Raw genomic sequence first — 6251 nt, 5'->3', positions numbered from 1 at the left:
AGTGCGGCGCCCCAACTCCTACACGTGCTTCTGGGCACCGCGACGTAACGGGCTGCCGCACTCCGCTCTCAACCACAATCTACTCGGCTGGCAGACACAAGCGGCGTAAGCGGCGAAGCACACATCACATCAGAAGGAAGCACCACCGCAATCAGATGGTGCACCGGCTTCGCGACTGACGTCGCTCCCACAAGCCTGCGCGCGGCCAGCCCCTGTGTAAGGCCCCTTGCCGAGCATGGCTCGGCACTACAGCTGCCTGTTGTTGCGCGCTGGCCGACGCATTCCCTGCCAAGGAAATGAACGTTCTGAAAACACTTTCTTGCGCTCCTGTGCACATCGATTAACCGCATCTGATAGCCGCGTATTGAACCCGCGACAATTCACGGATCGATACAGCTTGGCGACGTTAGGGTTGGTTCCGCGCCAGAAGCGCAATGAAACCCAAGGAGCAGACCAATGAACAACCGACCGCTACGTACCGCCTTGATTGCAGCCGCACTGACATTGGCTGGCAGCGGCATCGCCCAGGCCCAGGATGCATTGACCGCGCCGCAGGTACGCGCGCAGCTGGAAGCTCAGGGCTACACCAACGTCAAAGACGTGAAATTCGAAGACGGGATGTGGGAAGCCGATGCGACCAGTGCTGATGGCAAGCAGGTCGATGTAAAGCTTGATCCCCGCAACGGCACCGTCTATCCGGACAAAGCCGTATCGCAATTGAGCGAGGCCGATATCCGCGCACAGCTCTCCAGCGCGGGTTACACCGGCGTCAGCGATGTAAAGCTGGATGACGGCATGTGGAAGGCCAAGGGCAAGACTGCCAGCGGCGAGAAGGTCGAGGTGCGACTGGACCCGGCAACTGGCGCGGTGGTTGCACAGGAGAAGGACTGACAGCTGCCCCACCCCGGCACTCCCCTTGGCTACGCCAAAGGGAGGGAGCAAAGCTGCATGCATCGCCCCTCCCCTTTGGCGCAGCCAAGGGGGAGGTTGGGAGGGGGTAGCTTCTGTTGTTGCCTGTAAGGCCGCAAACGCAAGAGCCAACGCTCAACAGCAAACCCCTCCCCAGCCCTCCCCCTCGCTACGCCAAAGGGAGGGAGCAAAGCTGCATGCTCCGCCCCTCCCCTTTGGCGCAGCCAAGGGGGAGGTTGGGAGGGGGTAGCTTCTGTTGTTGCCTGTAAGGCCGCAAACGCCAGAGCCAACGCTCAACAGCACCCCCTCCCCAGCCCTCCCCTTCGCTACCCGAAAGGGAGGGAGAAGGTCAGTCTTCGAGATTGATCCAGGTGGCCTTCATCTCGGTGTACTTGTCGAAAGCGTGCAATGACTTGTCGCGGCCATTGCCCGATTGCTTGTAACCACCAAACGGCGCGGTCATGTCACCGCCGTCCCAGTAGTTGACCCATACACTGCCCGCACGCAGACCACGCGCAACACGATGCGCGCGCGAAATATCGCGTGTCCACACGCCTGCCGCCAAGCCGTACTCGGTGTCGTTGGCCAGTTGCAAGGCGTGCTGCTCGCCATCGAACGCGATCACCGACAGCACCGGGCCAAATATCTCTTCGCGGGCAATGCTCTGCAGCGGGCTGACTTCATCAAATACCGTTGGTTCGATGTAACACCCGCCGGCAACGACATCCGCGCGCTTGCCGCCCAGCAACAGACGCGCACCTTCTGCTGTGCCTTTCTCCACATAGCCCAGCACACGCGCGGTCTGCGCCTCATCCACCATCGCCCCCATCGCCGCTCTCGGCTCGAATGGATGCGCAGGCTGCATATGTCGACCGTGCTCGATGACCTTGGCGACAAATGCATCCTTGATCGAGCGCTCCACCAACAGCCGCGAACCTGCCGTGCACACCTCGCCCTGGTTGTAGAAAATGGCGTTGGCCGCTGCCTCGGCCGCTTTGTCCAGATCATGCGCGTCGGCAAACACGATATTCGGACTCTTGCCGCCGCATTCCATGTAAGCGCGCTTCATGTTCGACAAACCGGCACATTGCAACAGCCGCTTGCCCACTGCAGTGGACCCGGTAAACACCAAGCCGTCCACATCCATATGCAGCGCCAGCGGCTCGCCTGCGCCCTTGCCACTGCCAGGCACCACGTTGAACACACCATCTGGAACGCCGGCCTCGCTGACCAACTCGGCAAAACGCAGCGCGCTCAATGGCGACTTCTCCGAAGGCTTCAGCACCACGGAATTGCCCGCGGCCAACGCCGGGGCGATCTTCCACGCGGCCATCAGCAGCGGGAAATTCCACGGCACGATGGCGCCGATCACGCCCAGCGGCTCGCGGGTGATCAAGCCCAGCTCATTGGCGCCGGTCGGGGCGACTTCCCCATACAGCTTGTCCACTGCTTCGGCTGTCCACTGGATGCAGCGGATCACCCCACCGATATCCACCTGCCGTGCCTGCGCCACCGGTTTGCCCATGTCCAGCGTTTCCAGCACGGCGAGCTCATCGGCATGCGCCTCTACCAAGGCCGCCAGCTTCAGCAATACCTGCTTGCGCTTTACCGGCTTCAACCCTGCCCAATGACCGGCGTTGAAGCTGCGCCGCGCCGCCGCCACCGCATGATCGATGTCGAGCTGACCGCCATCGGCGATCCGCCCCAGCACGCGCCCGTCGATCGGGCTGATGCAGTCGAAGGTAGCGCCCGATACGGCATCCACATACTTGCCGTTTATGAACGCGCGGGTACGCAGCGACAGGCCGTCGGCCAGCACCTGCCATTGTTCGCGGATATGGGGACTGTTCATGGGGGGTTTCCTGTGAGCAAGACCTTGTAACAGGCGTTCATGGTACGCCGGCCACCGTAGCGCACCGGCACGGACCTGTTATTTTCCCCAAATACAAGGGTTGGCCGGGGCCCTTGCTGGCTTCACAATGCCGCTCCACGTTTCTGGCAGCGCTCATGGACATCATCGTCAACGAAGAACTCAAGGCCTATATCGATCCGCTCACGCAGGACGAGCACGACGCGCTGGAGCGCAGTCTGCTGGCCGAGGGCTGCCGCGACGCACTGGTGCTGTGGGGCGATGTACTGATCGACGGCCACAACCGCTACGGCATCTGCTCCAAGCACGGCATTCCGTTCAACACCGTGCAGAACACCCGCTTCAAGTCGATGGACGACGTTCACCTGTGGATGATCGAGCAGCACCTGGGCCGCCGCAGCGTGTCCGATTACCAGCGCGGCGTACTCGCCCTGCGCAAGCGCGACATCCTGGAGACCCGCCGCCGCAGCGAGCAGGAACAACTGCGTCGCGAGAGCGAAGGTGAGACTGCACCCAGCGCTGCCGCCGACAGCGACAGCCCGCCGTGGGACCCGGCACCCAAGCTATCCAAGGCCGATCTGGCCCGCGAAGCCAAGCTCAGCCCCAGCCAGGTGACGATGATCGAGAAGATCCATGACCACGCCACCGCCGAAGTGATCGAAGCGATGCGGGTGGGCGCGATTTCGCTCAGCGCGGCAGCCACTGTCGCCAGCCTGCCTGAAGACGAGCAGCGCGCAGCGGCGCGTGGCGGCAAGGACGAACTGAAGCAGGCCGCCAAGCGCGTGCGTGATGCCAAGCGCAAGCCCAAGGCGGTGCGTGACGATGCCGATGACGAGTCGCAACCGCTGAGCATGGCTGAAGCCGATGGCCTCGACGGCAGCAGCGATAGCGCCGAAGTACAGGCCCTGCGCCAGCGCATCACCTCACTTACCGCCGAGAACCAGGCTCTGCGCATGGAACTGGATGCACTGCGCGCGCGCATGCTGGCCGCACAGGTCGAAGAACCCATCGACGCTTGATTGCGCTGAGCCGGCACCCTAGGCTGCGGTCATCCCTGCAAGGAGCATGTGATGGCCTCGGCCTCTCCCGAACTTGAAACCTTTGTCCGCGAAGCCCTGATGCGCGGACACAGTCGCCAGCAGGTCAGCAGCGCCTTGCTGGCCGCCGGCTGGAGCGAGCAGCAGATCAGCGGCGTGCTCGATGGCTGGGCCGAAGTGGACTTCCCGCTGCCGGTGCCACGCCCACGCGCCTCGCTGTCGGCGCGCGAAGCCTTCGCCTATCTGGTGCTGTTCAGCACCCTGTACTTCTTTGCCTGGAATCTGGGCAGCCTGCTGTTCCAGCTGATCCAGTACGCCCTGCCCGACCCGGCTGATCCAGACTGGCAGCTGATGCGGTTGAGCGGCGGCATTCGCTGGGCGATCTCTGCGCTGGTGATCGCCTTCCCGGTGTTCGTGTTCGCCGCCCATCGCGTCAGCCGCGACGTGGACAGGCATCCGATCAAACGCTTGTCGCCGGTACGTCGCTGGCTGACCTATCTAACCCTGTTCGTGGCGGCCACTGTGTTGATCGGTGACCTCACCGCGCTGGTCTTCAACCTGCTCAGCGGCGACTTGAGCCTGCGCTTCGTGCTCAAGGTGCTGGTGGTCGGTGTGATTGCCGGGACCGTGTTCGGTTATTACCTATGGGACCTGCGCCAAGAGGAGGTCGAGTCATGAGCCGCACCGCTTGGGGCACCCGCGTTCTTTGGGCAACCGGTATCGTCACTGCAGCAGCCATCGCAGCCGGCGTCTGGGTCATCGATTCGCCATCCCAGCAACGGCTCAAGCGGCTGGATGATGCACGCGTATCGCATCTGCGGACGCTGGGGACAGCGGCCGGCAACTACTGGCGCGAGCACGACGCGTTGCCGCCCAACATCCTCGCCCTCGCCGCGCAACCCGGCATGATCCTGACCTACAAGGACCCGGCTGGCGGGCCCGACTACAGTTATCGGCCCCTGGATGCCACCCACTACGAGCTGTGCGCGCAGTTCGACACCAGCACCGCCGAGCAGCCACAGCGTGGCTTGAACAGCGAATGGGCGCACCCGGCCGGTAACCATTGCTTCCGCCGCACCGTGAGCAAGAAGGACGGCGAGTAAACCGTGAGCCCACAGGACGATCCGCGCCGCGCGCAACTGCGTCGGCTCAAGCTGTACGCTGTGGCGATGTTGCTGGCGATGCTCGCCGGCTTCATCGTCAGCCACGTCAATGGCGAACGCGGCGTGTGGGCCTGGGTTGGCGCCTTCTGTGAGGCGGCTACTGTTGGCGCTCTTGCCGACTGGTTCGCGGTGGTCGCGCTGTTCCGACGGCCACTGAACCTGCCGATTCCGCATACCGCCATCATTCCGCGCAACAAGGAGCGCATCGCCGACAGCCTGGCGGTGTTCGTCCGCGACCACTTCCTTGAACCGGAAGCACTGCTGGCCAAGCTGAAGGTATTCGACCCGGCCACACGCCTGGGCGAATGGCTGGCACAGCCTGCGCAGGCAAAGATGCTGGCCAGCATGGCGCGTGGCTGGGCGGTACAGGCATTGGACCTGCTCGATGAAGCGGCCGTGCGCCGCTCCATCCAAGGCTTCGTCGTTGCCCAGTTACGGCAGTGGAACGCAGCAGGAACCGCCGGTGAGCTGCTTGGTCTGCTTACCGCCGACAACCGCCATCAGCGCGTGCTCGATGAAGGACTTACCCGCGTCGCTCACTGGCTGGACAACGACAAGGTGCGGCAGCAAGCATCCGCCCTGATCGTGCGCTACATCCGCAAAGAGTGGCCGAAGCTGGCCAGCACCGTGGACTGGGTCAAACCCATCGACGAGATCGGGGATTCTTTGGCCGACAGATTGGCACGGGCAGGACTGGAAGAACTGCAGGCGATTCTGTCGCAGCCCGAGCATCCACTGCGCCAGGATTACGCGGCATGGATCGCCGACTACATCCGCCGTCTGCGTGAAGATCCGGCCTTGGCTGCCAAGGTCGATGCGCTCAAGCAGCAAGTCATAGACCATCCGGCGGTACAGGAATATGTACAAGGGCTTTGGCAGCGTGTGCATGACTATCTGCGGGAGGACCTTTCGCGCGAAGACTCGGCGCTTGCAGGCCATCTGGAGCGGAGCCTAGGCAAGCTCGGCACCACCATCGGCAACGACCCTGCCCTGCGCGAGGCATTAAACCAGCACATGCTGGCCGGTGCGGAAAAGCTGACCAATCGCCTGCGCAGCGGCGTCACCAGCCATATCGCCCAGACCGTGAAGGCATGGGATGAAAAGAAGCTGGTCGAACAGTTGGAACTGAGCGTCGGCCGCGACCTGCAATACATCCGCTACAACGGCACGCTGGTAGGCGGCCTGATCGGCCTGCTACTGCATGCCCTGACCGGCTGGCTGAAGTTCTGACCCCGACTGTTGTAGGAGCGGCGTCAGCCGAAGCTGGCATCC

General features: G+C 63.2%; 6 protein-coding genes. 5 read left to right on the top strand and 1 reads right to left on the bottom strand.

Annotated elements, in window-relative coordinates; genetic code table 11:
* Window positions 1-456 precede the first annotated feature (456 nt).
* The gene (locus ACVOK8_RS15005) at window positions 457-891 is read left to right on the top strand and encodes a PepSY domain-containing protein (protein ID WP_481567531.1); all 435 of its coding nucleotides are present in this window, start codon (window positions 457-459) and stop codon (window positions 889-891) included.
* 367 nt (window positions 892-1258) lie between these two features.
* Here ACVOK8_RS15005 and ACVOK8_RS15000 read toward each other — a convergent pair whose 3' ends face one another.
* Window positions 1259-2761 (bottom strand): aldehyde dehydrogenase, encoded by a 1503-nt coding sequence (locus ACVOK8_RS15000; protein WP_481567530.1) that lies wholly within the window; start codon window positions 2759-2761, stop codon window positions 1259-1261.
* Between the two features lie 155 nt (window positions 2762-2916).
* On the opposite strand from ACVOK8_RS15000, the gene ACVOK8_RS14995 reads away from it, so the two are divergent.
* The 4 genes from ACVOK8_RS14995 to ACVOK8_RS14980 are packed head-to-tail and all read left to right on the top strand — an operon-like array spanning window position 2917 to window position 6209.
* Window positions 2917-3798, top strand: coding sequence for a ParB N-terminal domain-containing protein (locus tag ACVOK8_RS14995; protein WP_481567529.1), 882 nt, complete (start codon window positions 2917-2919; stop codon window positions 3796-3798).
* Window positions 3799-3849: 51 nt separating this feature from the next.
* Window positions 3850-4494: a DUF5671 domain-containing protein gene (locus ACVOK8_RS14990; protein ID WP_481567528.1), complete on the top strand. Its 645-nt coding sequence runs from the start codon at window positions 3850-3852 to the stop codon at window positions 4492-4494.
* Window positions 4491-4919, top strand: coding sequence for a hypothetical protein (locus tag ACVOK8_RS14985; RefSeq protein WP_481567527.1), 429 nt, complete (start codon window positions 4491-4493; stop codon window positions 4917-4919). The genes ACVOK8_RS14990 and ACVOK8_RS14985 overlap by 4 nt, the downstream gene beginning before the upstream one ends.
* A gap of 3 nt (window positions 4920-4922) precedes the next feature.
* Window positions 4923-6209, top strand: coding sequence for a DUF445 domain-containing protein (locus tag ACVOK8_RS14980; RefSeq protein WP_481567526.1), 1287 nt, complete (start codon window positions 4923-4925; stop codon window positions 6207-6209).
* The last annotated feature ends 42 nt before the right edge of the window (window positions 6210-6251 follow it).

This window comes from Stenotrophomonas sp. STEN083 (assembly GCF_056759195.1).
Note: the sequence above shows the minus strand (reverse complement) of the source record. Positions and strands in the feature narration are given on the sequence as shown.